A 25,960-nucleotide genomic window follows, 5' to 3' on the forward strand; every position below is an offset into this window, starting at 1 on the left:
CCCGGTCCCGCCGGCACGGCAGCGCCGACCGGGTGCCGGTGGGCGTTTCCGGTTACCGTGCCGGGTGTGGCGCGCCTACTGCTGATCGAGGACGACCCGGCCATCCGTACCCCGCTGCTGCACGCGCTGCGCGACCGGGGGCACGCGGTGGCCGCCGTGCAGTCCGCGATGGCCGGGCTGCAACGGGTCCTCGACGACCGACCCGACCTCGTCGTACTCGACCTCGGGCTGCCCGACCTGGACGGGCTGGAGCTGCTCCGGATGCTCCGCGCGGTGAACAGTACCCCGGTGATCATCGCCACCGCCCGGGACGAGGAGGCCGAGATCATCCGGGGGCTGGACGCCGGCGCCGACGACTACGTGGTGAAGCCGTTCACCGCCGCCCAACTCGACGCGCGGATCCGGGCGGTGCTGCGCCGCGGTGCCGGCCCGGCGAACGGCCCGGCGGTGTTGACCGTCGGCGAGCTGCGGGTCGATCCGGCGGCCCGGCAGGCGACCCTGGCCGGCGCACCGCTGGAACTGACTCCCCGGGAGTTCGACCTGTTGCACCACCTGGCCGCTCGGGCCGGTCGGGTGGTGAGCAAGCGCGAACTGCTGACCGAGGTGTGGCAGCTCCCCTACGGCGGCGCGGACAAGACGGTGGACGTACACCTGTCGTGGCTGCGCCGCAAGCTCGGCGAGACCGCCCAACAGCCCCGCTACCTGCACACCGTGCGCGGGGTGGGGGTCCGGCTCGACGTACCCGGGACCGCGTCGTGAGGCGCCGGCTCACCCTGCTCGTCGCGGCCACCACCGGCCTGGTGCTGCTGGCCTTCCTGGTCCCGCTCGCGGTGCTGCTGCGCGGGGTTGCCGCCGACCGGGCGGTGGTGGCCGCCACCGCCGACGTACAGGCGCTGGTCCCGCTGGTCGGCACCGCCGGCCAGGACGGGCTGCGGCTCGCCGCCGAGCAGGTCGGCGCCGCGGCCGACCGGCCGGTCACGGTCTTCCTGCCGGACGGCGCGGTGCTCGGCGACGACGCGCCGCTGACGGACGGGGTGGAGCTGGCCGCCCGGGGCGAGAGCCTCACCGTCGCCCGGGAGGACGGCCGGGAGATCCTGGTCGCCGTGCAGGGCCGTCCGGACGGTACGGCGGTGATCCGCACCTTCGTCTCCGCCGACGAGTTGACCCACGGCGTCTACCGCTCCTGGCTGGTGCTGGCCGCGCTCGGGGTGGCGCTGCTGCTGCTCGGCCTCGCCGTCGCCGACCGGCTGGCCCGGTCGCTGACCGCCCCGATCACCGAGCTGTCGGCGGTCTCGCACCGGCTGGCCGGCGCGGAGCTGACCGCCCGGGCCACCCCGTCCGGACCGGCGGAACTACGCGCGGTGGCGGGCGCGCTCAACCACCTCGCCACCCGGATCCAGGAGTTGCTGCGGGACGAACGCGAGCAGCTCGCCGACCTGTCGCACCGGCTGCGTACCCCGTTGACCTCGCTGCGGCTGGAGTCCGAGTCGCTGGCCGACCCCGGGGAGGCGGCCCGGATCACCGAACGGGTCGACGCGGTGGAGCGGGCGGTGACCGGGCTGATCCGGCAGGCCCGGCGGCGGGGCACCGACACCGGTACCGAGCCGGTCTGCGACGCCACGGCGGTGGTCCGGGAGCGGGTCGCGTTCTGGACCGTACTGGCCGAGGACACCGGACGGTCGCTCGGCCTCGACCTGGCCGACCACCCGCTTCCGGTACGGCTGCCCGCCGACGAGCTGGCGGCGGTGCTGGACGCGCTGCTCGGCAATGTCTTCGCGCACACCCCGGACGGGACCGGCTGCACCGTCGCGTTGGCGCCGCGCCCCGGCGGCGGTGCGCTGCTGACGGTCACCGACAGCGGCCCCGGACTGCCACCCGCCCTGGTCGGCCCCGCCTCGACCCCGCTCGACCAGGCCAGCCTGGTACGACGCGGGACGAGTGCCGCCGGCTCCACCGGGCTGGGCCTGGACATCGCCCGCCGGGCGGCCCGGGCCAGCGGCGGCCGGTTCGAGCTGTCCGACTCCGACGGTGGCGGCGCCCGGGTGGCGGTCGTCCTCGGCCCACCGCTCGCCGCCCGCCAGTCGCCGTCCGGGATGGCACCGAGCTGACCTAGCCGCCCCGGCCGGCGCCGACCGGACCTCTTTCCGGTAGCTGAGAGTGTGGCCGCTATGAGGCCGAGGGCTCACGCGGCGCGAGGACTGGAGCTCGACGATTCGGCACCACCGTCGGGCTGGTTGATCTCAGCCCAAACCACATCGAGGGAGAGGCTGAGGACATCGGCGATCGCCGCGATAGTCGGGAAGGCAGGGGTGGCCACGCGACCAGACTCGATCTTCCGAAGGGTCTCCGGCGAGACACCTGCGTCCAGGGCGGTATCGAGCATCGAGCGTCCTCCCCTGGCGCGACGCAGCAGGGCACCGAGGCGCTGCCCGCGCTCGACCTCTGCGGGAGTGAGCGGCAACCTGACCATGGCTCCAATTCTAGTACCGGGATAGTATGACCGGGATAGTTATTGGTTGCGCGAGGAAGGCGCAGATGATCGAGATCCTGAACCCCACCGAACTGCCACGGGCGAAGGAGACAGGCGCCCTGGTCGCCGACATCCTGCAGACCCTGAAGAGCCGTAGCACGGTCGGCACGAACCTCCTGGACATCAACCGGTGGGCCCGGGACATGATCGCCGAGGCCGGGGCGCTGTCCTGCTACGTCGACTACGAGCCGTCCTTCGGACGCGGGCCGTTCGGGCACTACATCTGCACGTCGGTCAACGATGCCGTGCTGCACGGGCTGCCGTACGACTACCCGCTTGCCGACGGCGACCTGCTCTCGCTCGACCTCGCCGTATCCAAGGGCGGAATCGTCGCGGACTCCGCCATCAGCTTCATCGTGGGCGACTCGAAGCCCTCGGAGAGCGTTGCGATGATCGACGCGACCGAGCGCGCCTTGAGCGCGGGAATAGCCGCGGCCGGCCCCGGGGCTCGCATCGGTGACATCTCCCATGCCATCGGCTCGGTCCTCAGCGCGGCGGGGTATTCGATCAACACCGAGTTCGGCGGTCACGGCGTCGGATCGACGATGCACCAGGATCCGCACGTCTCGAACACGGGGCGGCCCGGTCGCGGCTACAGATTGCGCCCTGGACTGCTGCTGGCGCTGGAGCCGTGGGTCATGGCGGACACCGCCGAGCTGGTCACCGATGCCGATGGCTGGACACTCCGAAGCGCGACAGGCTGCCGGACAGCGCACAGTGAGCACACGATCGCCATCACCAACGACGGAGCCGAGGTTCTCACCGTGCCGAAGCGGGCGCAACCGTGAGGTGACAGCCATCCGGGTTCCCCGCTCCCCGCAGGTCACCACGCATCGTCGCTGAAATGAAAGCCTGCCAGGCCGGCCCCGCCGGTGTTTGCCGGGTCGAGGGTGATGGCACCGGCCCCGGTCGCACTCTTTACCGCGGCTTAGCGTTCGCACAGCGCGCCGCTATCCCGATCCCGGCGAAGCTCTGTCGAGAGATCCGGAACAGGTGTTCCGCGACGATGGAGGAGACTGCGATGCGGCGTAAGACTCTGGTCCTGAGCCTCGGCGGCGCGCTGGCGGCGGCCGCCGTCGTGGGTACCGCGATCGGGGCCAGCGCGGCGGAGGGCGAGCGGCAGGGGTTCGGCGCCGTCGCCACCACCGCGCCCGCTGAGCCGACGCCCGGCGCCGACCCGACGGGTACCCCCGGCGCCGGCCCGACCGGCGGTCCGACGGCTGTGCCGAGCGGCACCCCGTCGGGCGCCCCGACCGGTTCGACCGATCCGGCCGGCGCCGCGCCGGCCGGATCGGTCGACGCGGCGCGGGCGGTCCAGATCGCGCTGGCCAGCGCCGGTGGCGGCCAACTCGATGAGGTCGAGCGGGAGCAGGAACACGGCCGGGTGGTGTGGAGCGTCGAGTTCGTCAAGGACGGCTGGGAGATCGAGGTGGACGTGGACGCGACCACCGGCGAGATCGTCAAGACCGACCGCGACAAGGACGACGACCACGGCGACCGGGACGACGACCCCGACGACGACTGACCGGGGCGGCGGGGCGGCCGGTGTCGGGCCGGCCGTCCCCCGCTGTCCGGGGGTGCTGTTAGCGTTTCCGGCCGTGGAACCTGGAGACGACGCCGACGAGTTCCGGCACCTGGTCGAGGAGTACGTCCGGCGGCACGTCGCGCTCGGCGAGCTGCCGTACGACGCGATCGTGGTGGGTGCGGTCGAGTACCTGGACGACGAATACGATCCGGTGCGGGTCGAGGCGCTGGCCCGGGAGGTGGCCGCCGCGGAGTTCGCCGCGCACGCCGCCGCCCAGGCCGGCTGGCCGGAGCCGACCGACAGCGATCGACTCACCCTCGCCTTCCGGGCCCTGGACGCGGCCGGGATCGTCGCCCGGGAGAACTTCACCTGCTGCCAGAACTGCGGCCTGGGCGAGATCGGCGCCGAGGTCGCCGACGGCGAGACGCCGCGCGGGTACGCCTTCTACCACCAGCAGGACGCGGAGCGCGGTGCCGACGGCGAGGCCGTCTGGATCGCGTACGGGCTCTTCGAGCAGCCGCCGTCGGCGGAAATCGGCGCGGAGGTGGCGGCGGCACTGCGCGAGCACGACCTGCCGGTGGACTGGGCCGGCGACACCGGAGCCCGGATCCGGGTCCCGCTGACCTGGCAGCGGCGCCGTACCGGCCGGCTGGCGGCCTTCCCGCCCCCGGTCGACGACGACGTCACCGTCGAGATCGAGGTCCCCGACGCCGCCTGGCGCGGGGTGTACGCCCCGACCACCGGGCCGATCTCGGCCACCCGGCTGGCCGGCCTCTATCTTCCCTGGCTGCCCGCCGGGACCCGGCTCGGCATCACGCTGGACGGCACCACCGTCACCGTACGGCGGGACTGGGACACCCTGGTCGGCTCCTTCGCCGATCCCGACCGGCCCGACTCCCGGGTCGACCGGTACGCCGGCATGACCCTGGTCCGGCAGCTCCGGTCCGGCGGTGCGGCCGGCACCGCCCCGCACGGACCGGACGGAGCGTCGGCGGTCAACGGCGACGGCGGGCTGGTGGAGGCGACCTGGGAGCATTCGGCGGGGCGCGAATACCAGGGCGTACCGCTCACCTTCCGGGAGAGTGTCGACCTGCTGCGCCGGATGCCGGTCCGCACCGGTGCCTGGGCCTCCTTCCGCGGCCGCTCCGGCGGGATCGTGCAGATGCGGTGGGCGGAGCGGAGGCTCTGGCTGGAGACGCCGGATCCGGAGGCGGGCGCCTCGCTGGGCCGGCACGTGACGATTCCGGAGGCCGAGCGGATGGTTGGCGTGCTCGCGGTCGAGGACCGGGTCGCGGTGGCCGATCTGGGCGACGTGCGTACCGTGCCCTGGGCCTGACCCCCACCGGTCCCGCGTCCGGGCGGTCATCCGGCCGGCGGCACCGCCCCGGCCCAGCCCGAGGTCGCGTCGATCAGTGCCCGGCGCCCGGTCGTCGCCCCGGCCGCGGCCGGCGGGCCGGCGACACAGGCGCCCCGGTGCCCCTCCCGCTCGCCGCACCGGCCGGTGCCGAGCAGCAACCGGTCGCAGAACACCCGGTACCGCTCGTGTTGCGCGTCCTCGGCCGAGACCGTGACCTCGCCGGCGTCGAGTTCCGGCAGGAAGGCCAGCGACTCGGTCAGCCGCGCGGCCAGTTCGGTGGCGGCCTGCAGAGTGTGTACGGCAACCGGAAGGTGGATGACATGGCCCGGCACCGCGTCGCCGCGACCGGGACTTCCCATGACCGGCCCTGTATGACCCATGGTTGATGACCCTCACCCGTGGTTGATGACCTCCGCGCCCTGGTCCGGCGGCGCTTCCTGCCCGGCCGACCTGGGTCGACGCCTCGATAGCTTAGAGACGTACCCGGAAATTTCGGGTTTGCCACTCGGACCCGATCCCGGCGTACCCCCGGAAAGGGCGAGCCGGGCGGCGTCGACGCGGTGCGGGGCCCGTCGCCCCGGCCCGATCGGTACGGGCAGCCGGACCGATCGGCACTAGCCGAGGCGCGGGGGCACCCAATACTCTCTGGTAACCGCGATTTAACGTGATCACCGTCACGCAACGATATCCCGGAGGCACCCCCCGCCATGGCACTCGACGTCCCCTACCGGTCCATCCCCGACATGTTCCTGAAGCGTGTCTCGGCCACCCCCGACCGGGACGCATTCGCCCACCCCGCCCCGGACGACTCCGGCCCGGTCTGGCTGAGCTGGGCGCAGGTCGGCCAGCGTGCGAAGGCCATCGCCGCCGGGCTGCGCGGCCTCGGCGTCGGCTCCGAGGACCGGGTGGCGATCCTGGCCAACACCCGGCTCGACTGGGTCCTCGCCGACCTCGGCATCATGTGCGCTGGTGGCGCGACCACCACGGTCTACCCGACCACCGAGCCGGAGGACACCGCCTTCATCATCGCGGACTCCGGCTCCAAGGTGCTGATTGCCGAGAACGCCGACCAGGCCGCCAAGATCGCCGGAGTGGAGCTGCCGGCGCTGACCCACGTCGTACTGATCGACGGACCCGCCGAGCCGGCCGCCACCCCGCCGCAGCTCACCCTCGCCGATCTTGAGGTGCAGGGCGCGCTGGCCCTGGAGAACGACCCGGATCTGATCGAGCGGGTGGTGGCCGAGATCGACCAGGACCACCTGGCCACGCTGATCTACACCTCCGGCACCACCGGCCGGCCCAAGGGCGTCGAGCTGCTGCACGCCGGGTGGTGCTGGGAGGGCGTGGCCCAGGCACAACTGGGGCTGATCAAGGCGGAGGACCTGCAATATCTCTGGCTGCCGCTGTCGCACTCGTTCGGCAAGACGCTGATCTGCGGCGTGATCCACGTCGGCATGCCGACCTACGTCGACGGCCGGCTCGACCGGCTGGTCGAGCTGCTCGGCGTGGTCAGGCCGACGCTGATGTGCGGCGCGCCCCGGATCTTCGAGAAGGTCTACAACCGGGCGGTCACCACCGCGCAGACCGGGGGCGGGGCGAAGGCGAAGATCTTCGCCTGGGCGGTCCGGACCGGCAAGCACAAGGTGTCGCTGGAGCAGGCAGGCAAGCCGGTCTCGGCCGGGCTGCGGCTGCGCTACGGGCTCGCCGAGAAGCTGGTCTTCAGCAAGCTCCAGGCCCGGCTGGGTGGCCGGATCCGGGTACTCGTCTCCGGCGCCGCGCCGCTGAGCCAGGAGATCGCGCACTTCTTCGCCGCGGCCGGCCTGCCGATCTCCGAGGGGTACGGGCTGACCGAGACCAGCGCCGGCAACTTCGTCAACCGGCCCGGGGCGCTCAAGATCGGCACGGTCGGCAAGGCCATGGGCGACCTGGAGTGCCGGATCGACTCCGACGGCGAGATCCTGCTCCGGGGCATGCCGGTGATGCGCGGCTACCACAACCTGCCCGCAGAGACCGCCGAGGCGTTCACCCCGGACGGCTTCTTCCGGACCGGTGACATCGGCGAGCTCGACGGCGACGGCTTCCTGAAGATCACCGACCGGAAGAAGGACCTGGTCAAGACGTCGGGTGGCAAGTACATCTCGCCGTCGCACATCGAGGGCATGTTCAAGGCGCTCTGCCCGTACACCTCGCAGGTGGTGGTGATCGGACAGGCCCGCAACTACTGCACCATGCTGGTCACCCTGGACGCCGACGCGATCGCCACCTGGGCCGCCGGTGGCCCCCTCGCCGGCCGCCCGTACGCCGAGATCGTCGGCTCGGCCGAGGTACGCGCCCTGGTCGACGGCTACGTCGCCGAGTTGAACCAGAAGCTCAACCGCTGGGAGACGATCAAGAAGGTCACGGTGCTGAGCCGCGACCTGACCGTCGAGGACGGCGAGATGACGCCGTCGATGAAGATCAAACGTCGTGCCGTGGAGAGCAGCTTCAAGACCGAGATCGACCAGATGTACCAGGGCACCCTCGCCCAGATCTGAGCCCGTCCGAGATCCCACCCTTCCCCCCGGGGTCGGATCCGGCACCCCACCGGACCGCCGTGCGACCCGCGATCGCGCGGCGGTCCGGTGCTGTCCGGAGGGCCGGTGCTCTCCGGAGGGCCGGTGCTCTCCGGAGCGCTACCTGCCGTTTGCGCCCGGCTACCGCCGGACCCGGTGACATCCGGGCCGCTTCACCCGAGCGTCACCGGGGTAAGAACAGGGTCAGGTGCACGGCGGGCCGGGTCCGGTGGCCGGTCGTGGCGGTACGCGGGCGGCTAGGGGGTTCCGGTGATGGTGACCACGGTGGCAGCGCACGTGGAGACCGGCGCCTTGGTGATCACCGTGGCGGGCCGGTGGAGCGTCGCCCAGGCGTACACACTGCAGCGGGCGATCTCGCGGTGCGCCGCGCACCACCCGCCGTACGTGGCCGTGGACTGCACCCGGATCGCTCCGGACAAGCTGCTGCCGACCCTGCTGCCGGCGTTGGTAATGCTCCGGGAGTCGTGCCGGCGCGGCATCACCGTGCTGGTCTGCGCGCCGGCCTCGGCGCTGACCGTGCTGCTCCGCCGCCTGCCGACCCGGCGGATCCGGCTCTATCCCCGGCTCACCGAGGCACTCGGCCGGGTCCGGCCCTATCCCGTCCCGGCCCGCGCCCGGCAGGCCCACCGCCGGCTCGCGCCGGTGCCCCAGGCGGTGAGCGTGGCGCGCGGACTGGTCCGGGAGTGCTGCGAGCGGTGGCGGCTCTCCGACGTCACCGAGGACGCCCAACTCGTCGCCTCCGAGCTCGTGGCGAACGCCGTCGAGCACGCCGGCACCGACATCGACCTCACCCTCTGCCACCACCGGCAGCGGCTGCGGATCGCGGTGGCGGACCGGCACCCCGGCGTACCGGCGCTGCCCCGGCGGGAGGCGGCCCCGGATCCGCGGCAGCCGCTGGCTGTACGCGGTCGCGGGCTGGCCATGGTGACCCGGTCGGTCGCCAACTGGGGCGTACTGCCCGGCGCCGATGGCAAGATCGTCTGGGCCAGCCTGGCCGCCACTCCGGCATCCCGGCTGCGCCTGCCCAGCCTGGCCACCATCCCCGGGGCCAGTTACTCCGCCTGACCGGCGAACCGGGCGGCCCGAGACACCGGCGAGGTACCGGCGACACCACATCGCCGCGCGGCACCCGCCACATCGCCGCGCGGCACCGGCCGGGCGCCGGGGACGGGTCTGCCGGATCGGCGGGGGTCAGCGCAGTTCGCCGGTGCCGTGGAAGTGGTCGAAGATGACCTGGTCGACCGGAGAGACCCGGTGCCGGTCGGCATAGCCCAACCAGACGATCTCGGCGATCTCGTTGGCCGGTCGCAGCACGCCCCGGTAGTCCGCCGCGTAGCAGGTCATCCGGACGACCGTACCGGCCGGATGACCGTGTGCCGGCGCCTCGAAGACGCCGGCCGGCGTGGCCGTGCCGGAGAGGACGGCGACGCTGAGCTCCTCCTCGATCTCCCGTACCAGGGCTTCGAGGTCCGTCTCGCCGGGCTCCCGCTTGCCGCCCGGGAGGTAGTAGACGTCCTTGCCGTGCGAGCGGGAGCTGAGGATCCGGCCCTCTTCCAGCCGGATCCAGGCGATCTTGTCGATCATCGTCACCCGGCCGATGCTCCCAGGCGCGCCGGCCGGACCCCCGGCAGGGTGCGCCGCCCGGCCGGTTCCGCCGCCGCTCAGGCGATCACCACGGGCTCCCGCCAGAGCGGGCGTTCCGCCCGGTCGATGTCGTAGCGGACCGCCGCGATCCGGCGTACCGCCTCGGTCAGCTCGGCGGCGGGCAGCGTGAACGGCAGTCGGAGGAAACGTTCCAGGGTGCCGTCGAGGCCGAACCGGGGACCGGGCGCGAGCCGTACCCCGACCTCCTCGGCCGCCCGGGCGAGCGCGCTGGCGATCGGCCCGTCCAGCTCCGCCCAGAGCGTCACCCCGCCGGCCGGAGTCCGCACCCGCCAGTTGGGCAGCTCCGCCCGGATCGCGGCCAGCAGGGCGTCACGCTGGGCGGTCAACTGCGCCCGGCGGGCCGCCACGATCGTCTCGGCGTCGGCGAGCAGCCGCACCGCGACCAGTTGGTCCAGTACCGGACCGGCCATGTCCACCCCGACCCGGGCCGCCGCCAGCCGCTGCACCTGGGGTGCCGAGGCACGGATCCAGCCGATCCGCAGGCCGCCCCAGTACGGCTTGCTCATCCCGCCGATGGTGACGACCCGGGAGTGCCGGTCGAAGACGGCGGTCGGCGGGGGCACCTCGACGCCGTCCAGCGCGAGGTCCACAAAGGACTCGTCGACCACCAGGTCGGTACCGCTGGCGTGCGCGGTCGCCACCACCCGCTCGCGCAACTCGGCCGGCATCAGGTGACCGGTGGGATTCTGGAACTCGGGGATCAGGTAGGCGAGCCGGGGCCGGGTCTGCCGGAAGCTGCCCAGCAGCAGGTCTGCGTCCCAGCCCGTACCCTCGGTGGCCAGGCCGTGGGTGGCGATCCGGGCGCGGCGGGCGGCGAGCGCGGCGAGCGCGTTGGGATAGGTCGGCGACTCCACGAGTACGCTGCCGCCGGTCGGCAGCGCGAGCCGGAGCACCAGGTCCAGGGCGTGCTGCACCCCGTTGGTCACCATGATCTGCTCGGGACTCGTGGCCAGACCACGCTCGGTGTACGACCGGGCCACCGCCGCGCGCAGCTCGACGATCCCGGTCGGGTGGTAGCCGGCACCGCCGAGATAGCGCGGCAGGTCCTCCGCGGCGCCCCGGGCGGCCGAGGCGAGTTCCGCCGGGGCGGCCAGCGCGGCGCAGCCGAGGTCGATCATGTCCAGGTCGTCCTGCGGGGTCCAGAGTCCCGAACTGGCCACCCGGTGCCCGCCCGGCAGGGTGGTCCAACTGCCGGCGCCCCGGCGGCTGTTCAGGTGCCCGCTCTCCCGCAGTTCCCGGTAGGCGGCGGTGACGGTGGTCCGGCTAACCCGCAGCGCCTCGGCCAGTTCGCGCTCGGCCGGCAGTCGCACGCCCAGCGGCAGCCGGCCGTCCGCGAGCAGCCCGCGCACCGCGCCGGCCAGGGCGACGTAGTCGGGGCTGCGGCGGCGGCCCGGCAGTGCGTGCCACTGCCCGAGCATCCGGCCGAGCTGTACGCCTCGAACGAGGCTGGTCATAGCCACTTCACCTCGATTGGCCCTTCATGGCGACTGGATTGGCCCTCAGAGTGGCATGCATGGCAAAAATTGGCAACCGTGGCGACCGGCTCGCCCGGCGTCTCGGACAGCTCTACGTCGGCCTGACGCTCTACGGCGTCAGCATGGCGCTGATGGTCGAGGCGTCCCTCGGGCTCGACCCCTGGGACGTCTTCCACCAGGGGCTGTCCGAACTCACCGGAGCCTCCATCGGCACCGTGACCATCGCCGTCGGCGCCCTGGTACTGCTGCTGTGGATCCCGCTGCGGCAGCGTCCCGGCCTCGGCACGGTGAGCAACATCGTCGTCATCGGGCTCGCCGTCGACCTCGCACTGGCCCTGCTGCCCACCGTCGAGGCACTGCCGACCCGGTTCGGCTTGCTGGTCGCCGGCATCGTGCTCAACGGGATGGCGACCGGCCTGTACATCGGTGCCCGCCTCGGCCCCGGCCCACGCGACGGGCTGATGACCGGGTACGTCGCCCGCCGGCCGCACCGGTCGCTCCGGCTGGTCCGCACGGTCATCGAGCTGACCGTACTGGCGATCGGGTTCGCCCTCGGCGGCCAGGTCGGGATCGGCACGGTGGCGTACGCCCTCGCCATCGGCCCGCTGGTGCACGCCTTCATCCCGATGTTCACCGTGCCGCCGGTGTCGCGGCCCGACCCCGGCGATCTACCCCGACCGGTCGCCGAGGCCGGTACCGGCTGACCCGCGACACAGTCGTTCCGCCGCCCGGGGAGGCAGGTACCGGCGGAGCGCGGCGCACGGTCGGAAAAAGATCGTCGATCTGTACCGGATCATCCCTCGTGGAACGAGGGTCGCCCCGGTTCGGCGGAATGAACCGGTGCACAACGGTTCCGTCGGATGGCGCGGCACGGCATCATTTCTCCCATGGGGGATGAGGGATGGCGTTGGTCCGACGCATGGATCTTCGTATCGCTGATCATCGCCGGCGGTGCCGGCCGGCACCGCCGGTCGAGCAGCACCCGCCGGCCGGAGGGTGTCCGGCTCGCCGACGTGCTCTCCACCGCTGACCATCTCAACCGGGCGCTTCCGGCCCGCCACGAGATCGAGGCCGCGGTGCGCCGCCTGGTGGGCGCCGGGCTGATCACCGTCTCGGACGGCTGGTTCCGGGTCACCTCCGCTGGTGAGCACCTGTGGCGTACCCGGCCGCACGGTGGCCTCGCCACCACGGTCGAGACGGTGCACGGCGTGCTGACCCGCCGGCACTCCCCTGGCAGCCACGACTGGGAACTCGCCGAGGACGAGCACGCCGCGGCGGTGCAGGAGTACGCCGCCCGGTTCACCCTGCCGATGCCGCGCCGCTCACCGGAGAACGGCGGGTAGTCCACCGAGCCGGCGTCCGGGCAAGCCCGGCCTGCCGTCCGCACACTGCGGCGGTTCCGACCCTCTCTCCCGCCCTCGCGCCCCGGGGCAGCCGGGCGACCGGACGCGCGCCCAGAAGGCGTGCGGGAGCCCGTGCGGGAGGGTGGCTACCGCAGGGGGAGGAGCGCCGCCGTACCACCCCGGCGGTAGCGCGACGCTCGCCCCGGCGCTCCCCGGTAGCCGGGTCGGCCCGTGGGCGCAGTCCACATTGCCGTCCCCCGACGGACGACTTCCCGGTACGCCGGTGGCGATGATCTGGGCGGCAACCGTCCCGACCGGAAGGACCGACAGATGTCGCCATACGTACGTCACATCACCCCGATCCCGCCCGAGCGGGCCGACGGCATCGTGGCCGAGGTCTACGCACAGGTCAACGCCGAGTTCAGCAGTATCGGCCCGGCGGTCCGGATGGCGTCGCCCGCCCCGGAGATCATGGCGGCCGGCTGGGCCCTGATGCGCGAGTCCCAGCTCACCGGAGTGGCGCCGCTGGTCGACAAGGCACTGGTGGCGCTCGGAGTCGCACAGGTCAACGGGTGCGGCTACGACGAGGTCGCCCACCTCGGCATCCTGCGCGCGCTGGGCCGCCCGGACCTGGCCGACTCGGCCGAGCGGGGCGAACCGGTCGGGGATCCGGCGGCCGCCGCGCTGCTGGACTGGAGCCGGTCGACCGGCACCGCCGGCAGCCTGCTCCCGCCTCCGGCCGGGCCGGTGGCCGAGTACGTCGGCACCGCGCTGTTCAACCACTTCATCCAGCGGATGGCCCTCGCGCTGCTCCCACCCGACCTGCGTCCCGGCACCCTCGACCCGGCCGACGAACCACCCTTCGAGGACGCCCCGGTGCTCCGGGAACTCCGCTCCGACGCCGCCACCGGGACGAGCCTGGCCCTGCTCGCCGGCCTCCCGACGGCCACGCCTCCGGCCTGGGCGGCCGGCGCACCGGTCGGGCAGGCGTACGCCGCGCTGGCCGCCACCTGCGAGCAGGGCGGCGGCCTGCTCACCCCGGCGGCCCGGGCGGTGGTGACCGGGGCGATCGACCGGCACCACGGGCGCCGGCCCGCCGGCACCGACTGGCTCGCCGAGGCGCTGTCCACACTAGACGGCGCCGAGCGGGCCGGTGCCCGGGTGGCGATCCTCGCCGGGCTGGCCCCGGGTGCCCTCACCGACGAGCACGTGGCGCAGTGGCGGGCGACGGATCCGAGGCTCTCCGACCACTGCACGGTCTACCTGCTCGGCTACGGCGCGATGCGGGCGGTCGGCCAGATCGAGGCCGGGCTGGCCGCCGCCCTCCGGGCCAGCCGGGCCACCGCCTGACCTCGGGACGACGGGCCGGCTGCCGATCGACCCAGCGGCCGGCCCTCGCACCCGACTCGGACGGCAGCGACGTCACCGACGAGCGGGCAGGTGTAGCCGCCGCCGGTCGAGACGACCGGCTCGGTCCGGCATCCAGCGGTCCACCGACAGGGGCGGGGCAGCGGAACGGGCGCGGGGTCAGCGGACCGGATGCCCGGCGCCGCGCAGCGCGTCCTTGACCTCGCCGACGCTCAGCTCGCCGAAGTGGAAGACGCTGGCCGCGAGGACCGCGTCGGCGCCGGCCGCCACCGCCGGCGGGAAGTGCGCGACCGCGCCGGCCCCGCCACTGGCCACCACCGGTACGTCCACCACCCGCCGCACCGCGCCGATCAGCTCCAGGTCGAATCCGGCCTTGGTGCCGTCCGCGTCCATCGAGTTGAGCAGGATCTCCCCGGCGCCCAGCTCGGCGGCCCGGGCAGCCCAGCCGACCGCGTCGATCCCGGTGCCACGCCGGCCGCCGTGGGTGGTCACCTCGAATCCGCTCTCGGTGCTGGTGCCGGCGGGGGTGCGCCGCACGTCCAGCGAGAGCACCAGCACCTGCCGCCCGAACCGCTCGGCGATCTCGGCGATCAACTCCGGCCGGGCGATCGCGGCGGTGTTCACCCCGACCTTGTCCGCACCGGCCCGGAGCAGTACGTCGACGTCGGCGACCCGGCGTACGCCGCCGCCGACGGTGAGCGGGATGAAGACCGTCTCGGCGGTCCGGCGTACCACGTCGAGCATGGTGCCCCGGTCGTCGGAGGAGGCGGTGACGTCGAGGAAGGTCAGCTCGTCGGCGCCCGCCTCGTCGTACGCCGCGGCCAACTCGACCGGGTCGCCCGCGTCCCGCAGGTCGACGAAGTTGACCCCCTTGACGACCCGCCCCGCGTCCACGTCGAGACAGGGGATCACCCGTACCGCCACCGTCATGGCCCGAGCCTAACCGTCGCCGCCACGCACGCCGTCACGCCTGCGCCAGCACGGCGAGGGCCTCGGCCACGGTGAACGCCCCGGCGTAGAGCGCCTTGCCGGCGATCACGCCCTCCACCCCGATCGGTTCCAGCGTGGCGAGCGCCCGGAGGTCGTCCAGGGTCGAGACGCCGCCGGAGGCGATCACCGGGGCATCGGTACGGGCGCAGACCTCGCGCAGCAGGTCGAGGTTGGGCCCGCGCATCGTGCCGTCCTTGGTGATGTCGGTCACCACGTACCGCGCCGCGCCCGCCTTGTCGAGCCGCTCCAGCACCTCGAACAGGTCGCCGCCGTCCCGGGTCCAGCCCCGGGCCGACAGGGTACGGCCGCGCACGTCCAGCCCGATCGCCACCCGGTCGCCGTACTCGCCGACGACCCGGTCGCACCACTGCGGGTCCTCCAGGGCGGCGGTGCCGATGTTGACCCGGGCCGCCCCGGTGGCCAGCGCCGCCCGCAGCGACCCGTCGTCCCGGATCCCGCCGGAGAGTTCCACCGAGACGTCGAGCCGGCCGACCACCTCGGCCAGCAGTTCGGCGTTCGAGCCCCGGCCGAACGCGGCGTCGAGGTCGACCAGGTGGATCCAGTCGGCGCCGTCGCGCTGCCAGGCCAGGGCCGCCTCCAGCGGCTCGCCGTAGCTGGTCTCACTGCCGGCGGCGCCCTGGACCAGGCGGACCGCCTGGCCGTTCGCGACGTCGACGGCGGGAAGCAGGGTCAGGCTCAACGTGCTCTCCTCGGTTGGCGAAAGAGTGGTGGTCGACTGGCCGACGGGTCGGCGGGAAACGCGGCGGGCCGGGGCCGGGCCGTCCGGCCGGTACGGCGATCGACGGGTCGGAGGCATCTGCCCGGGGCTCAGGTCCGGCGGCCCAGCGCGATCACCACCACCGCCGGCAGCACCAGTAGCAGCAGCGCGATCAGGCCGAGCCGCAAGGCCAGGTCGTCGACGAGCAGCCAGATGCCGATCACCGCCGCCACCGAGAGTACGACCACTCCGGCCCGCTCGCCCCGGCTGCGCCGCGCGAACAACCGCCCGGTACGCCGGTCCGGCAGTCGCGGGGCGAGCCGGCGCAGCAGGGCACGCCGGCGCTGGCGGCGGGCCACCTTCCGGGCCCGGGCGGCCCGTTCCCGTTCCGCCTCGGCCAGCCGGACCGCGCGGCGCCGGGCCCGTTCCTTGCTCACCGGGCGACACCTGACCCGGCACGGTCCACCGGGACGCCCCCGGTCCGGGGCGCGGTCACAGCGTGGCCAGCCAGTTGCGCAGCAGGAGCCGGCCGGCCTCGGCGGACTTCTCCGGATGGAACTGGGCGGCCGACAGCGGCCCGCGCTCCACCGCCGCCACGAACCGTCCACCGTGCTCGGCGGTGGTCGGCAGCGCACCGGCGGCGGCCAGTCCGGCCGCGTCGGTCGGGGCGTAGGAGTGCACGAAGTAGAACCGGGCGTCGGCCGGCAGGCCGGCGAAGAGCCGGGACCCGGGCGGCGGTGCGACGGTGTTCCAGCCCATGTGCGGCACCCGCTGGGCGGCCAGCCCGGTCACCCCGCCGGGCAGCAGGCCGAGCCCCAAGGTGGCGACGCCGTGCTCCTCGCCGTACTCGAAGAGGATCTGCATGCCGACGCAGATGCCCAGCACCGGGCGGCCCGCGGCGACCCGCTCGGCGATCACCGGACCGGCCCGCAGCGCGTCGATCCCGGCCATGCAGGCGGCGAAGGCGCCGACGCCGGGCACCACCAGACCGTCGGCGGTGGCCGCCGCGTCGAGGTCGTCGGTGACCGTCACCTCGGCGCCGGCCCGGGCCACCGCACGCTGCGCGGAGCGCAGGTTGCCCGAGCCGTAGTCGAGCACCACCACCCGGGGCGGCGCCGACCGGTCGGCGGTCATCCGCCCTCTCCGGGTACGAGCCAGAGCACGCCACCGGCGGTGGCGAGCACGGCCAGCAGGCCGACGATCCAGAGCACCCGCTGCGGGGCACCCTGCCGGTGCAGCGACCAGGCACCACCGATCAGCACACCGCCCAGCGCGAAGAGCACCACCGGCAGGACGGTGTCCATCAGAGCAGCCCCTTGGTGCTCGGCACCGCTCCGGCCGAGCGCGGGTCGACCGCGACCGCCTCGCGCAACGCCCGAGCCACCGCCTTGAACTGCCCCTCCACCACGTGGTGCGCGTCCGGGTGCCCGCCCGGTCGGGCGGCCCGGAGCACCGAGACGTGCAGGGTGAGCCGGGCGGACTGGCCGAAGGACTCCCAGATGTGCCGGGTCATGCTGGTCGGATAGACCGGCCCGATGTACGGGGCGAGCGCCGGCTCGTCGTGCACCACGTAGGGCCGGCCGGAGAGGTCGACGGCGGCCCGCACCAGCACCTCGTCCATCGGGATGGTGGCCGAACCGTACCGCCGAATGCCGATCTTGTCGCCGAGTGCCTGGGCGAAGGCGGTGCCGAGGGCCAGCGAGGTGTCCTCGATGGTGTGGTGGGCGTCGATCTCCAGATCGCCGACCGTGTGCACGGTCAGGTCGAAACCGCCGTGCCGGGCGATCTGGTGGAGCATGTGGTCGTAGAAACCGACCCCGGTGGTGATGTCGGCCTGTCCGGAGCCGTCGAGATCCAACTCGACCAGCACCTTGGTCTCGGCCGTGGTCCGCTCGACCCGGGCGGTTCTGCTCACGGTAGGACCTTTCGCTGTCCGGGGCGGCCGACCGGTTGTCCGGGTCGGCCGACCTGCTGATCGGTAACGCATCACGCCGTCCCGGAGTCGGTCGGCGCCGGGCCGGTGGCCGCCGATGGCGCGTCGGAACCGGCCGGGGCGGAGTCGGAGCCGGTCCGCACCGATTCTATGGCGGCGAGGAAGGCGTCGGTCTCCTGCGGCATGCCGGCGGTGACCCGGAGCCAGCCGGGCAGCCCGACGTCGCGGACCAGCACGCCGTGGTCGAGCAGGGCCCGCCAGGCCACCCGCTGGTCGCCGCCGACCTCGAAGAGCACGAAGTTGGCGTCGCTGTCGGCGACCGCCCGGCCGCGCGACCGCAGGCCGGCCACGATCCGGTCCCGCTGCTCCTTGATCACCTCGACGGTGCCGAGCAGCAGGTCCCGGTGTGCCAGCGCCGCCCGGGCGGCGGCCTGGGTGAGCGCCGACAGATGGTAGGGCAGCCGGACGAGCTGCACCGCGTCCACCACCGCCGGATCGGCGGCGAGGTAGCCGAGCCGCCCGCCGGCGAAGCCGAACGCCTTGCTCATGGTCCGGGTCACCACCAGCCGGGGGTGGCCGGGCAGCAGGGCCAGCGCGGTCGGGGTGCCGGGGCGGGCGAACTCGGCGTACGCCTCGTCCACCACCACCATCCCGGGCGCCTCGGCCAGCACCGCGTCCAGCACCGCCGGGTCCAGCGCCGTGCCGGTCGGGTTGTTCGGCGAACAGAGGAAGACCAGGTCCGGCCGGTGCCGGCGGACCTGCGCCACGGCGTCGGCGGCGGTCAGCCCGAAATCGGCACCCCGGTTGCCGTCCCGCCAGGTCGTGCCGGTGCCGGTGGCGAGCAGCGGATGCATCGAGTACGCCGGGGTGAAGCCGAGCGCCGTCCGCCCCGGCCCGCCGAAGACCTGGAACAGTTGCTGCTGGACCTCGTTGGAGCCGTTCGCCGCCCAGACGTGGGCGGTGCCCAGCCCGTGCCCGAGATAGTCGGCGAGGTCGGCCCGGAGCGCCACCGCGTCCCGGTCGGGATAGCGGTTCAGGTCCCGCAGCTCGGCCGCGACCGCCTTGCCGATCGCCTCCACCACCGGCTCCGGCAGCGGGTAGGAGTTCTCGTTGGTGTTCAGCCGCACCGGCACGTCGAGCTGCGGCGCCCCGTACGGGCTGCGCCCGCGCAGATCGTCCCGGATCGGCAGGTCGGAAAGCGAGGTCACGTCGCCGTCCCGTCGGTGCGCTCCGGGAACCGGACCCGGACCGCCTCGCCGTGCGCGGGCAGGTCCTCCACGCCCGCCAGCGCCACCACGTGCCGGGCGGCGTCCCGGAGCGCCGCCTCGTCGTATTCCACGATGTGGATGCCGCGCAGGAAGGACTGCACCGAGAGTCCCGAGGAGTGCCGGGCGCAGCCGCCGGTCGGCAGCACGTGGTTGGAGCCGGCGCAGTAGTCGCCGAGCGACACCGGCGCGTACGGGCCGACGAAGATCGCCCCGGCGTTGCGTACCCGCATCGCCCAGGCGCGGGCGTCCCGAGTCTGGATCTCCAGGTGCTCGGCGGCGTAGAGGTCGACCACCCGCAGCCCCGCCGCCAGGTCGTCGACCAGCACCGCCCCGCTCTGCCGCCCGCCGAGCGCGGTGCCGATCCGATCGGCGTGCTTGGCCTGGGGCACCTGTCGGCGCAGCTCCCGGTCGACCGCCTCGACCAGCGCCACCGACGGCGTGACCAGCACGCTCGCGGCAAGTGGATCGTGCTCGGCCTGGCTGATCAGATCGGCCGCCACGTGCACCGGGTCGGCGGTCTCGTCGGCGAGTACGGCGATCTCGGTCGGGCCGGCCTCGGCGTCGATCCCGACCACGCCACGGAGCAGCCGCTTGGCGGCGGTGACCCAGATGTTGCCCGGACCGGTGATCATGTCGACCGGCTCGCACCGGGTCTGCCCGTCGGCGTCCGTGTCCGACCCGTACGCCAGCATGGCGACCGCCTGGGCTCCGCCGACCGAGTACACCTCGTCGACGCCGAGCAGCGCGCACGCGGCCAGCACCCGAGCGTCGGGCAGGCCGCCGAACTCCTGCTGCGGCGGGCTCGCCACCACCAGCGAGCGGACGCCGGCCGCCTGGGCCGGCACCACGTTCATCACCACGGTCGAGGGATACATGGCGAGGCCGCCGGGGACGTAGAGCCCGACCCGGTCGACCGGGACCCAGCGCTCGGTGACGCTGCCGCCCGGGACCACCTCGGTGGTCACGTCGGCCCGCCGCTGGTCGGCGTGCACCCGGCGGGCCCGGTCGATCACCTCGACCAGCGCGGCCCGGACCTCCGGCTCCAGCGTCGACTCGGCCTCGGTGATCGCCTCGACCGGGACCCGGAACCGGTCCAGCCGCAGGCCGTCGAGCCGATGTGTGGCGTCCTGGATCGCCGGGAAACCATGCTCGCGGACCGCCTCCACGATCGGGCGGATCTTCTCCACCGCCACGGAGACGTCAAGCTGGGCACGGGGCAGCAGGGCGCGCGGGTCGCGCCAACCACCGCGCAGGTCGATCCGGTTCAACACCCTTGGCAGTCTATTCGGCACCCACCGACCGGTCCGCGTCCGCCCAGCCGGCGGGACGGTGACCCGGGCCACCCGACGAAACGGCCGAGACGGCGGAACGATCGGCCGGGCGGGGCGGTTCACCGCCGGTACCGACGGGCTAGGCTCGGCGGGTGGACGCGCGGCTGCCGGTGTTTCCGCTCGGGACGGTGCTCTTTCCCGGTCTGGTCCTGCCGTTGCACATTTTCGAGGCGCGCTATCTCGAGTTGATGCGGCACCTGCGCGGCCTGCCGGAGGGCATGCCCCGGGAGTTCGGCGTGGTGGCCATCCGCAGCGGCGGGCCGGCGTCGGTCTCCGCCGGCCCCGAGCCGGAGTCCCGCAGCGCCGAGTCGGAGCCGCGGTCGGGCCAGCCGGAGCTGACCGACCGGCGCCCGGACGGTCCGCCGGTCACCCTGCACGAGGTCGGCTGCACCGCCGAACTCCGGCAGGTGACCGAGCTACCGGACGGCCGGCTGGACGTGGTCACCGTCGGCCGCCGCCGGTTCCGGATCGCTCACGTGGAGGAGAGCTCCACCCCGTACCTGACCGCCGCGGTGGAGTGGCTGCCCGAGCCGGCCGGGCAGGAGCAGCTCGCCGACCTGCTGGCGCCCCGGGTGCTGGCGGTCTTCCGGCGCTACCTCACCCTGGTCCGGGACGACCCGGAGGAGATCTCCGAGCAGTTGCCGGACGACCCCACCGTGCTGTCGCACCTGGTGGCCGCGACCGCCGCGCTCACCCTCACCGACCGGCAGCGGCTGCTGGCGACGCCCGACACCGCCGGCCGGCTGAGCGCGGAACTCCGGCTGCTCAATCGCGAGGCGGCTCTGCTGCGTCAGGTACGGGCGGTGCCGGTGCCGCTGACGGAGCTGGCGGTACCGGCAAGTCCCAACTGAGCGGCCGGGGCGCCGGCTCGGCCTCGGGCCGCAGTCCCGGATACCGGGACCAGCCGGCCAGCAGGGTGTACATCACCGCGGCGCCGAACGCCGGCACCAGCAGGTCCCCGATGGTGGGGATAAACCCGAGCAGCAGGTCGTACTGCCCGCCGTGCAGGTCCGGCGGCTTGCTGAACGTCGCCCCGGGTGGGGCGCTGGCCAGCAGCCGCTCGTAGCCGGACAGGCCGATCTGCCGGCCGAGCTGCCAGGCCAGTACGGCGGCGCCGAGCATGCCGAGCACCACCACCAGCATCCCGACCGGGCCTCGGTGGCGGCGCAACACCAGCCACATCGCGATCGCGGCCAGCACGCCGAGACCGAACCCGAGCACGCTGAACCAGCCGTCGGCGGCGATGAACTCCTCCGGCTGCGGTGCGGCCAGCAGCGCGCCGTCCTCGGTCTGCACCACCGGCACACCCGGCGACACGGCCGACCAGACCAGGCCGAACGGTATTCCCAGCAGGATCAACACCAGCAGCGTCCCGACGTTGGCCGCCCCGCCCCGGAACAGGCGGCGGGCGCGGGGACCGGCGGCCGGCGGGGCGCCTCCGGGCGGGCCCGGCCAGGTGCCGTTCGGGGGGACCGGATCCGGCCCGGACCAGGCCAGCGGGTCCACGCCCGGCCCCACTGCGGCCGGCGAGCCCGGCGTACCCGGGCCGGGGCCGGTGGGCGTACCCGGCGCCACCCCGGCGGAGCCGCCGTACGGTGGGATCGGGGCTGCCGGAGGGGGTGCCGACGGTACGCCGGGACCCCCGTGGTCGCCGTCGCCGAGTGGGCCGTCGGAAGGGGAGGTTGCCGGACTCACGAGATGATCCTCTCAGGCCCGGCCACCCTCCGGAGGCCCGACCCGGAGTTGAGGTCCGCTCCGCTCTGAAGGGCGGAGATTCCCTCCACGCTGCGCGTGGACCGTGCGGCGTCTGGGTGGGTTACCGCTTCGCCGCGCGGTGCCGGGACGAGTCCTGGTCTTACCCGCCGGAGCACTGGCCCGCAATCCGGTAGCCCGGCACCAACACGGCCGACGCTGCCCGACGCTGTCCCGGCCGACGCTGCCTGGATGCTGTCCCGGCCGACGCTGCCTGGATGCTGTCCCAGCCGACGCTGCCTGGTGCGGTCCCGGGCCGGGGGTCGTCGGCGCGGCCCGGCGCGGCTCAGCCCGCCACGGCGCTCGGCCCGAGCAGCGCCTTGAGGTCGGCCATCAGCGCGGTGGTCGGAGCGACCCGGAGCGGGCTGAGCCGCAGCAGGGTGGCCCGGGAGCCGTTGACGAGTTTGACGTGCACCTCGGCCGAGCCGGGATGGCTGGTCAGCACCTCGCGCAGCCGTTCCACCAGGGGCGGCGTGCAGCGGGACGGCGGCAGGGCCAGTACCACCGGCTTGACCTCGTCCGCCGCGGTGATCTCGGGCATCGACAGGTCCATCGCCATCAGCCGGGGCTGATCGTCGCGCCGGTCGACCCGGCCCTTGACCACCACGATCGCGTCCTCGGCGATGTACTGCCCGACCAGCTCGTAGGTGTTCGGGAAGAAGAGCACCTCGACCGCGCCGCCGAGATCCTCCAGGGTGGCCGAGGCCCAGGCCCGGCCCTGCTTGGTGATCCGGCGCTGCACCCCCGAGAGGATGCCGGCCAGGTTGACCACCTGCCCGTCGGCGACCCCGCCCTCCTCGGCGAGCGCCGCGATGGACATGTCGGCGGCGGCGGCGAGGACGTGCTCGACGCCGAAGAGCGGATGGTCGGAGACGTAGAGGCCCAGCATCTCGCGTTCGAAGGTGAGCAGGTCGGTCTTGTCCCACTCGCCGGTCGGGATCGGCGGGGTCACCACCATGCCGCCACCGGCGCCGCCGTCACCACCGCCGCCGAACGCGTCGCCGAAGAGGTCGTACTGGCCGACCGCCTCGTTGCGCTTGAGCGCGATGAACGAGTCGATCGCGTCGGTGTGCACGGCGAGCAGCCCCTTGCGGGTGTGCCCCAGCGAGTCGAACGCACCCGCCTTGATCAGCGATTCGACGGTCTTCTTGTTGCAGGCCACCGCGTCGACCTTGCGCAGATAGTCGTAGAAGTCGGTGAAATTGCCCTTCTCCTTGCGGGCCCGCCGGATCGACTCGACCACGTTCGCGCCGACGTTGCGGACGGCGGCCAGCCCGAACCGGATGTCCTGGCCGACCGCGGCGAACCGGGCGCTGGACTCGTTGACGTCCGGCGGCAGCACCTTGATGCCCATCCGCCGGCACTCGGCCAGATAGACCGCCGACTTGTCCTTGTCGTCGCCGACGGAGGTGAGCAGCGCGCTCATGTACTCCGCCGGATAGTTCGCCTTCAGGTAGGCGGTCCAGTAGGAGACCACCCCGTACGCGGCGCTGTGCGCCTTGTTGAAGGCGTAGTCGGAGAACGGGACCAGGATGTCCCAGAGCGTCTTGATCGCCGCGTCGCTGTAGCCGTTGTCCTTCATGCCGGCGGCGAACGGCGCGAACTCCTTGTCGAGGATCTCCTTCTTCTTCTTGCCCATCGCCCGGCGCAGCAGGTCGGCCTTGCCGAGCGAGTAGCCGGCCACCTTCTGCGCGATCGCCATGACCTGCTCCTGGTAGACGATCAGCCCGTAGGTGTCGCCCAGGATCTCTTCCAGGGACTCGGCGAGTTCGGGGTGGATCGGCACCACCGGCTTGCGGTTGTTCTTGCGGTCGGCGTACTCGTTGTGCGCGTTCGCACCCATCGGGCCGGGCCGGTAGAGCGCGCCGACCGCGGAGATGTCCTCGAAGTTGTCCGGCGCCATCGACCGCAGCAGCGCCCGCATCGGACCGCCGTCGAACTGGAACACCCCCAGGGTGTCGCCCCGGCCGAGCAGCGCGTACGTCGCCTTGTCGTCCAGCGGCAGGTCCTCCAGGACTAGGTCCTCGCCCCGGTTCTCCCGGATGGCCTCCAGCGCGTCGTCCATGATGGTCAGGTTGCGCAGGCCCAGGAAGTCCATCTTGAGCAGACCGATGGTCTCGCAGGCACCCATGTCCCACTGGGTGATGATCGAGCCGTCCTGCTCCCGCTTCTGGATCGGCAGCACGTCCACCAGCGGATCCCGGGACAGGATCACGCCGGCCGCGTGCACCCCCCACTGCCGCTTCAGCCCCTCCAGACCCTTGGCGGTGTCGACGACCTTGCGTACCTCGCCGTCACCGTCGTAGAGCTGCCGGAACTCGGCAGCCTCCTGGTAGCGCGGGTGGCTCGGGTCGAAGATGCCGCCGAGCGGGATGTCCTTGCCCATCACCGCCGGGGGCATCGCTTTGGTGATCCGGTCACCCATCGCGAACGGATAACCGAGGACCCGGGCCGCGTCCTTGATCGCCGCCTTGGCCTTGATCGTGCCGTACGTGATGATCTGCGCGACCCGCTCCTCGCCGTACTTCTCCGTGGCGTAACGGATCATGTCGCCGCGCCTACGCTCGTCGAAGTCCATGTCGATGTCGGGCATCGACACGCGATCCGGGTTGAGGAACCGCTCGAAGAGCAGGCCGTGCGCCATCGGGTCCAGCTCGGTGATGCCGAGCGCGTACGCGATCAGCGCACCCGCCGCCGAACCACGCCCCGGCCCGACCCGGATCCCCTCCCGCTTCGCGTACGCGACCAGGTCGGCGACGACCAGGAAGTAACCCGGGAAGCCCATCTTGAGGATGACGTCGAGCTCGTACTCGGCCTGCCGGCGCCGGTCCTCCGGCACCCCGCCCGGGAACCGCCGCTCCAGCCCGCGCATCACCTCCTTGCGCAGGAAGGTCTCCTCGGTCTCCCCCGCCGGCACCGGGAACTGCGGCATCAGGTTGCGCGGCGCGAACAGCTCGGAGTAGTCGCCGATCCGCTCCGCGATCTCCAACGTGCTGTCGCAGGCCCCCGGCACCTCCGAGTCCCACAGCGCGCGCATCTCGGCCGGCGACTTCAGGTAGAAGTCCCGGGCGTCGAACTTGAACCGCTTCGGGTCGGCCAGCGTCGAGCCGGACTGCACGCAGAGCAGCACCTCGTGCGCGTCCGCGTCCTTCTCGTACGTGTAGTGCAGGTCGTTGGTGGCCACCGGCTTCAGGTTGAGCTTCTTGCCCAGCCGGATCAGGTCCTGGCGGATCCGGGTCTCGATGTCGAGCCCGTGGTCCATCACCTCCAGGTAGTAGTTCTCCGCCCCGAAGATGTCCCGGAACTCCGCCGCCGACTCGCACGCCTTGTCGAAGTTCCCGATCCGCAGCCAGGTCTGCACCTCACCCGACGGGCAGCCGGTGGTGGCGATGATCCCCTTGCCGTACTGGTGCAGCAGCTCCCGGTCGGCCCGCGGCTTGAAGTAGTAACCCTCCAGGCTGGCCCGGGACTGCAACCGGAACAGGTTGCGCAGCCCGTCGGCGTCCCCCGCCAGCATGGTCATGTGGGTGTACGCGCCACCGCCGGAGACGTCGTTCTCGCCACCGTCCGCCCACCGAACCCGGGTCCGCTCCCGCCGGTCGGTCCCCGGCGTCAGGTACATCTCGCTGCCGATGATCGGCTTCACTCCGGCGGCCGTGGCCTGCTTGTGGAAGTCGTACGCGCCGAAGAGGTTGCCGTGGTCGGTCATGGCCAGCGCCGGCATGCCCAGCCGGTCGGTCTCGGCGAACAACTCCTTGAGCCGGGCGGCCCCGTCGAGCATCGAATACTCGGTGTGCACATGCAGGTGCACGAACGAGTCAGACACCCAGGGCCCCCTTCCCTCACGCGGCCGCCGGCCGGCCCGCCGACGAATGGTCGACGGCGGCTGCCGGTCACCCAGCGACGCATCCCCCACACGGCACCACGCAGCGCCTGGCGAGCGCAGGCCGGACGGCACGATCCGTGCCCCGACGGCAGGGCGCGTACCCCGACGCGCGACCGCCGGCCCCCGAGCCTAGTCCCCGGGCCGCGCGGTCTCCAGGCTTGACACCCGTCCGGGCGAGCTGTCCCACATTCCGTCTCCGGGCCGGTCCTCCGACCGGTTCGTCCCGGCCAGACCGGCGACCGGACC

General features: G+C 73.2%; 25 protein-coding genes. 11 read left to right on the forward strand and 14 right to left on the reverse strand.

Annotation, left to right across the window (positions count from 1 at the left end; genetic code table 11):
* The first annotated feature begins 66 nt into the window (after positions 1-66).
* Together ACSMXO_RS32370 and ACSMXO_RS32375 are read left to right on the forward strand one after the other, a co-directional pair.
* Positions 67-759 carry a response regulator transcription factor gene (locus ACSMXO_RS32370; RefSeq protein WP_346262819.1) on the forward strand — a complete coding sequence of 231 codons (693 nt, stop codon included), beginning with the start codon at positions 67-69 and terminating at the stop codon, positions 757-759.
* Positions 756-2,108 (forward strand): sensor histidine kinase, encoded by a 1,353-nt coding sequence (locus ACSMXO_RS32375; protein ID WP_455415022.1) that lies wholly within the window; start codon positions 756-758, stop codon positions 2,106-2,108. Before ACSMXO_RS32370 ends, ACSMXO_RS32375 begins: the two co-directional genes overlap by 4 nt.
* 74 nt (positions 2,109-2,182) lie before the next feature.
* Here the strand turns inward: ACSMXO_RS32375 and ACSMXO_RS32380 are convergent, their stop codons facing one another.
* Positions 2,183-2,470, reverse strand: a complete 288-nt coding sequence (locus ACSMXO_RS32380; protein ID WP_346262527.1) for a helix-turn-helix domain-containing protein — start codon at positions 2,468-2,470, stop codon at positions 2,183-2,185.
* A gap of 65 nt (positions 2,471-2,535) precedes the next feature.
* Here ACSMXO_RS32380 and map point away from each other — a divergent pair, with 65 nt between their 5' ends.
* The 3 genes from map to ACSMXO_RS32395 all read left to right on the forward strand — a co-directional run bounded on the left by map (position 2,536) and on the right by ACSMXO_RS32395 (position 5,391).
* A complete protein-coding gene (gene map / locus ACSMXO_RS32385; RefSeq protein ID WP_346262526.1) occupies positions 2,536-3,318 on the forward strand; it encodes a type I methionyl aminopeptidase in 783 nt (260 codons plus the stop codon).
* 233 nt (positions 3,319-3,551) lie between these two features.
* Positions 3,552-4,055 carry a PepSY domain-containing protein gene (locus ACSMXO_RS32390; RefSeq protein WP_455415023.1) on the forward strand — a complete coding sequence of 168 codons (504 nt, stop codon included), beginning with the start codon at positions 3,552-3,554 and terminating at the stop codon, positions 4,053-4,055.
* A gap of 73 nt (positions 4,056-4,128) precedes the next feature.
* Positions 4,129-5,391 carry a DUF6891 domain-containing protein gene (locus tag ACSMXO_RS32395; protein WP_455415024.1) on the forward strand — a complete coding sequence of 421 codons (1,263 nt, stop codon included), beginning with the start codon at positions 4,129-4,131 and terminating at the stop codon, positions 5,389-5,391.
* A 26-nt stretch (positions 5,392-5,417) separates the two neighbouring features.
* On the opposite strand, the gene ACSMXO_RS32400 is transcribed toward ACSMXO_RS32395, so the two are convergent.
* Complete coding sequence (locus ACSMXO_RS32400) at positions 5,418-5,771, reverse strand: hypothetical protein (protein ID WP_318394467.1); 354 nt, start codon at positions 5,769-5,771, stop codon at positions 5,418-5,420.
* Positions 5,772-6,119: 348 nt separating this feature from the next.
* Between ACSMXO_RS32400 and ACSMXO_RS32405 the strand changes: the two genes are divergently transcribed.
* The gene (locus ACSMXO_RS32405) at positions 6,120-7,946 is read left to right on the forward strand and encodes an AMP-dependent synthetase/ligase (RefSeq protein WP_346262522.1); all 1,827 of its coding nucleotides are present in this window, start codon (positions 6,120-6,122) and stop codon (positions 7,944-7,946) included.
* 303 nt (positions 7,947-8,249) lie between these two features.
* Positions 8,250-9,050, forward strand: coding sequence for an ATP-binding protein (locus ACSMXO_RS32410; protein WP_455415025.1), 801 nt, complete (start codon positions 8,250-8,252; stop codon positions 9,048-9,050).
* Positions 9,051-9,176: 126 nt separating this feature from the next.
* Here ACSMXO_RS32410 and ACSMXO_RS32415 read toward each other — a convergent pair whose 3' ends face one another.
* Together ACSMXO_RS32415 and yczR are read right to left on the reverse strand one after the other, a co-directional pair.
* Positions 9,177-9,575, reverse strand: a complete 399-nt coding sequence (locus ACSMXO_RS32415) for an NUDIX hydrolase (protein WP_455415026.1) — start codon at positions 9,573-9,575, stop codon at positions 9,177-9,179.
* 71 nt (positions 9,576-9,646) lie between these two features.
* A complete protein-coding gene (gene yczR / locus ACSMXO_RS32420) occupies positions 9,647-11,104 on the reverse strand; it encodes a MocR-like transcription factor YczR (protein ID WP_455415027.1) in 1,458 nt (485 codons plus the stop codon).
* Positions 11,105-11,163: 59 nt separating this feature from the next.
* Between yczR and yczE the strand changes: the two genes are divergently transcribed.
* The 3 genes from yczE to ACSMXO_RS32435 all read left to right on the forward strand — a co-directional run bounded on the left by yczE (position 11,164) and on the right by ACSMXO_RS32435 (position 13,818).
* Complete coding sequence (gene yczE, locus ACSMXO_RS32425; protein ID WP_346262518.1) at positions 11,164-11,829, forward strand: membrane protein YczE; 666 nt, start codon at positions 11,164-11,166, stop codon at positions 11,827-11,829.
* A gap of 183 nt (positions 11,830-12,012) precedes the next feature.
* A complete protein-coding gene (locus ACSMXO_RS32430; RefSeq protein WP_318394461.1) occupies positions 12,013-12,468 on the forward strand; it encodes a hypothetical protein in 456 nt (151 codons plus the stop codon).
* Positions 12,469-12,798: 330 nt separating this feature from the next.
* Complete coding sequence (locus ACSMXO_RS32435; protein ID WP_455415028.1) at positions 12,799-13,818, forward strand: carboxymuconolactone decarboxylase family protein; 1,020 nt, start codon at positions 12,799-12,801, stop codon at positions 13,816-13,818.
* A gap of 177 nt (positions 13,819-13,995) precedes the next feature.
* Here the strand turns inward: ACSMXO_RS32435 and hisF are convergent, their stop codons facing one another.
* The 8 genes from hisF to hisD form a co-directional block, all read right to left on the reverse strand.
* A complete protein-coding gene (hisF, locus tag ACSMXO_RS32440; protein WP_455415029.1) occupies positions 13,996-14,766 on the reverse strand; it encodes an imidazole glycerol phosphate synthase subunit HisF in 771 nt (256 codons plus the stop codon).
* 34 nt (positions 14,767-14,800) lie between these two features.
* Complete coding sequence (gene priA, locus ACSMXO_RS32445; RefSeq protein WP_432879659.1) at positions 14,801-15,526, reverse strand: bifunctional 1-(5-phosphoribosyl)-5-((5-phosphoribosylamino)methylideneamino)imidazole-4-carboxamide isomerase/phosphoribosylanthranilate isomerase PriA; 726 nt, start codon at positions 15,524-15,526, stop codon at positions 14,801-14,803.
* A gap of 128 nt (positions 15,527-15,654) precedes the next feature.
* Positions 15,655-15,981, reverse strand: coding sequence for a hypothetical protein (locus tag ACSMXO_RS32450; RefSeq protein WP_346262514.1), 327 nt, complete (start codon positions 15,979-15,981; stop codon positions 15,655-15,657).
* Positions 15,982-16,036: 55 nt separating this feature from the next.
* Positions 16,037-16,678, reverse strand: a complete 642-nt coding sequence (gene hisH / locus ACSMXO_RS32455) for an imidazole glycerol phosphate synthase subunit HisH (protein ID WP_346262513.1) — start codon at positions 16,676-16,678, stop codon at positions 16,037-16,039.
* On the reverse strand, positions 16,675-16,848 hold the full coding sequence (locus tag ACSMXO_RS32460; RefSeq protein ID WP_318394456.1) for a hypothetical protein: 174 nt from the start codon (positions 16,846-16,848) through the stop codon (positions 16,675-16,677). The genes hisH and ACSMXO_RS32460 overlap by 4 nt, the downstream gene beginning before the upstream one ends.
* Positions 16,848-17,459 carry an imidazoleglycerol-phosphate dehydratase HisB gene (gene hisB, locus ACSMXO_RS32465; RefSeq protein ID WP_455415030.1) on the reverse strand — a complete coding sequence of 204 codons (612 nt, stop codon included), beginning with the start codon at positions 17,457-17,459 and terminating at the stop codon, positions 16,848-16,850. Before hisB ends, ACSMXO_RS32460 begins: the two co-directional genes overlap by 1 nt.
* 71 nt (positions 17,460-17,530) lie before the next feature.
* The gene (locus ACSMXO_RS32470) at positions 17,531-18,685 is read right to left on the reverse strand and encodes a histidinol-phosphate transaminase (RefSeq protein ID WP_455415031.1); all 1,155 of its coding nucleotides are present in this window, start codon (positions 18,683-18,685) and stop codon (positions 17,531-17,533) included.
* Positions 18,682-20,016, reverse strand: coding sequence for a histidinol dehydrogenase (gene hisD, locus ACSMXO_RS32475; RefSeq protein ID WP_455415032.1), 1,335 nt, complete (start codon positions 20,014-20,016; stop codon positions 18,682-18,684). Before hisD ends, ACSMXO_RS32470 begins: the two co-directional genes overlap by 4 nt.
* Before the next feature lie 152 nt (positions 20,017-20,168).
* Between hisD and ACSMXO_RS32480 the strand changes: the two genes are divergently transcribed.
* Positions 20,169-20,927, forward strand: coding sequence for an LON peptidase substrate-binding domain-containing protein (locus tag ACSMXO_RS32480; protein WP_346262509.1), 759 nt, complete (start codon positions 20,169-20,171; stop codon positions 20,925-20,927).
* Here the strand turns inward: ACSMXO_RS32480 and ACSMXO_RS32485 are convergent.
* Together ACSMXO_RS32485 and dnaE are read right to left on the reverse strand one after the other, a co-directional pair.
* Positions 20,842-21,651 (reverse strand): DUF2567 domain-containing protein, encoded by an 810-nt coding sequence (locus ACSMXO_RS32485; protein ID WP_455419362.1) that lies wholly within the window; start codon positions 21,649-21,651, stop codon positions 20,842-20,844. The two genes, ACSMXO_RS32480 and ACSMXO_RS32485, sit on opposite strands and share 86 nt — an antisense overlap.
* 463 nt (positions 21,652-22,114) lie before the next feature.
* Positions 22,115-25,654 carry a DNA polymerase III subunit alpha gene (gene dnaE / locus ACSMXO_RS32490; protein ID WP_455415033.1) on the reverse strand — a complete coding sequence of 1,180 codons (3,540 nt, stop codon included), beginning with the start codon at positions 25,652-25,654 and terminating at the stop codon, positions 22,115-22,117.
* Positions 25,655-25,960 lie beyond the last annotated feature (306 nt).

This window comes from Plantactinospora sp. DSM 117369, assembly GCF_053764795.1.

What these genes read in the sequence shown, in the direction of transcription:
- ACSMXO_RS32390 (WP_455415023.1), top strand. Translation starts at nt 3,552, where the DNA reads ATGCGGCGTAAGACTCTGGTCCTGAGCCTCGGCGGCGCGCTGGCGGCG.
- ACSMXO_RS32435 (WP_455415028.1), top strand. Translation starts at nt 12,799, where the DNA reads ATGTCGCCATACGTACGTCACATCACCCCGATCCCGCCCGAGCGGGCC.
- hisH (WP_346262513.1), bottom strand. Translation starts at nt 16,678, where the DNA reads ATGACCGCCGACCGGTCGGCGCCGCCCCGGGTGGTGGTGCTCGACTAC.
- ACSMXO_RS32405 (WP_346262522.1), top strand. Translation starts at nt 6,120, where the DNA reads ATGGCACTCGACGTCCCCTACCGGTCCATCCCCGACATGTTCCTGAAG.
- yczR (WP_455415027.1), bottom strand. Translation starts at nt 11,104, where the DNA reads ATGACCAGCCTCGTTCGAGGCGTACAGCTCGGCCGGATGCTCGGGCAG.
- ACSMXO_RS32430 (WP_318394461.1), top strand. Translation starts at nt 12,013, where the DNA reads ATGGGGGATGAGGGATGGCGTTGGTCCGACGCATGGATCTTCGTATCG.
- ACSMXO_RS32380 (WP_346262527.1), bottom strand. Translation starts at nt 2,470, where the DNA reads ATGGTCAGGTTGCCGCTCACTCCCGCAGAGGTCGAGCGCGGGCAGCGC.
- ACSMXO_RS32460 (WP_318394456.1), bottom strand. Translation starts at nt 16,848, where the DNA reads ATGGACACCGTCCTGCCGGTGGTGCTCTTCGCGCTGGGCGGTGTGCTG.
- ACSMXO_RS32400 (WP_318394467.1), bottom strand. Translation starts at nt 5,771, where the DNA reads ATGGGAAGTCCCGGTCGCGGCGACGCGGTGCCGGGCCATGTCATCCAC.
- map (WP_346262526.1), top strand. Translation starts at nt 2,536, where the DNA reads ATGATCGAGATCCTGAACCCCACCGAACTGCCACGGGCGAAGGAGACA.
- yczE (WP_346262518.1), top strand. Translation starts at nt 11,164, where the DNA reads ATGGCAAAAATTGGCAACCGTGGCGACCGGCTCGCCCGGCGTCTCGGA.
- hisF (WP_455415029.1), bottom strand. Translation starts at nt 14,766, where the DNA reads ATGACGGTGGCGGTACGGGTGATCCCCTGTCTCGACGTGGACGCGGGG.